This is a genomic window from Lysinibacillus mangiferihumi (assembly GCF_003049665.1).
In the GTDB taxonomy this organism is placed as follows: Bacteria; Bacillota; Bacilli; order Bacillales_A; family Planococcaceae; genus Lysinibacillus; species Lysinibacillus mangiferihumi.
The window spans coordinates 1-1,788 of the sequence record NZ_PYWM01000086.1 but is presented as its reverse complement, the minus strand read 5'-3'; the positions used below and the strand labels follow the sequence as shown (position 1 = coordinate 1,788).

Sequence of the window (1,788 nt, the reverse complement as noted above, 5' to 3'; positions counted from 1 at the left end):
CCTATGCGCAAATAATCAAACGTTCAGACGGAAAATCCGGTCAATCGAACGCCTATAATTGGGTGTTCCGAAGCGTGCCAAGTCAAGGACCGATCATCGTTCTTTTTCAAAGTGCATTATCGAGAAGTCGTTCTGTACTAGAAGAATTTACAGAGGGCTTTAAAGGAACCGTGATTTGTGATGGTTATTCGGCCTATGGCAATCTGCCTGATGTTTCATTCGCTAACTGTTGGGCACATGTACGACGTTATTGGCTGAAAGCCGATAGCAAAAACGGGCAAATTGGCGTGGATTACTGTGATCAACTGTATCGCCTTGAACGTCAATTCAAGCATCTTTCACCAGGTAAACGCCGAAAAGCTAGGCAAAAACATTCAAAGCCGATTATAGAGAAGTTTCTAAAATGGGTTGACGAATCGCCTTTCTTCGGGAGAAATGCGCTGGCAAAAGCTGCCGAATACACATTAAATCGTATACACGGATTAAAGGCTTTTCTATTCGATGGTCGAATTGAAATCGATAATAATCCAGCTGAAAATGCGATTCGACCCAATGTGATTGGTCGTAAGAACTGGCTTTTCTCTGTGAGTGAAGCAGGCGCGAAAGCAAATGCGATCTGTTTAAGTTTGGCTGAAACGGCAAAAGCAAACAGCATCGATTTCTATCAATACCTAGTGACGTTAATGACAGAATTGCCAAATTTACCGATTCACCAACAACCAGAGATTTTAAATAATTACATGCCTTGGTCGAAAAAAATCCAAGCCACATGTGCAAACTAGCCATCTATCCGAAAAAAATTAGGAGAGATGGCCATTCATCGTGTGTACCGAAAAGGTGCGCTTTTTTTATATTTCGGGCTTACAATGTATTAAATTAGAGGGGGTGCTTCTTTATGTCAACTACCAAACTAACAATTGTCCCTGTGACACTAGATCCGATCACTGACAACTCTTCATCAACAACTTCACCACAAAACTCTCCTGAGCCGAGCTGCATTATTAAAACAACTAGTGCTGAAATTTCCTTCTATAATGGCGTAGATGAGCGCATCATCCAAACGATTCTGAAGGAGTTGAATAATCAATGAAGCAAGATTTTACGAGTGTGCAGAACATCTACATTATTTGCGGTAAGACCGATATGCGTAAAGGTATTGACGGTCTCGCCACACTCATTCAGGATTCTTTTAAACTTGATCCATATAGTGATTCCATCTTCTTATTTTCTGGAACGAGTAAAGACCGTTATAAATGTTTGTATTTTGATGGAGATGGCTTCGCCATACTTTATAAACGATTAGACAACGGTAAACTGCAATGGCCAAAAGATGAAAAGGAAGTGCGTAATCTTTCACAACAGGAGCTTCGTTGGTTGTTGGAAGGCTTATCACTTCAGCAACCAAAAGCGATTACGAAATCTGCAAAAGGCATCTTTTAAACCCAGCTATTAAGATGGTATAATAATCCACAACTATACTGAACGGAAATGTGGTGAATGATTTGGGAAACGTTTCTACAAACGATAAAGTAATCGAATTATTTGAAGAGCAATTAACTTATTTGAAAAAGCAAAACGAAGAACTTTCAATTAAATTAGATCAATCATTATCCCAAAACAAGGCACTCGCAGAACAAATTCGCCAATTAACCCAGGCTTTGTACGGTTCAAAATCAGAAAAATCAAAGTATCAAGCACCAGACGGACAAGGCTCGATGACGATCCGTTTTTTAACGAATCTGAGCACACAGAAGAACAAAGCACAGCGACGATTACTTACACTGTTAC

3 protein-coding genes and 1 pseudogene are annotated in these 1,788 nt (G+C 39.9%); all 4 read left to right on the top strand.

Annotated elements, in window-relative coordinates; all coding sequences use genetic code 11:
* Positions 1 to 782, top strand: a 782-nt coding sequence (gene tnpC, locus C9J37_RS27490) for an IS66 family transposase (RefSeq protein WP_107897928.1), incomplete at its 5' end; no start/stop codon positions are given.
* 113 nt (positions 783 to 895) lie between these two features.
* Positions 896 to 1,090 (top strand): hypothetical protein, encoded by a 195-nt coding sequence (locus C9J37_RS27485; RefSeq protein WP_107897927.1) that lies wholly within the window; start codon positions 896 to 898, stop codon positions 1,088 to 1,090.
* Positions 1,087 to 1,440, top strand: a complete 354-nt coding sequence (gene tnpB / locus C9J37_RS27480; RefSeq protein WP_107897926.1) for an IS66 family insertion sequence element accessory protein TnpB — start codon at positions 1,087 to 1,089, stop codon at positions 1,438 to 1,440. Before C9J37_RS27485 ends, tnpB begins: the two co-directional genes overlap by 4 nt.
* Positions 1,441 to 1,502: 62 nt before the next feature.
* Positions 1,503 to 1,788 (top strand): annotated as a pseudogene (locus C9J37_RS27475) (hypothetical protein); the annotation flags it as partial.

Excerpts from the sequence above, each read along its gene's own strand:
- C9J37_RS27485 (WP_107897927.1), top strand. The coding sequence starts at position 896 with ATGTCAACTACCAAACTAACAATTGTCCCTGTGACACTAGATCCGATC.
- tnpB (WP_107897926.1), top strand. The coding sequence starts at position 1,087 with ATGAAGCAAGATTTTACGAGTGTGCAGAACATCTACATTATTTGCGGT.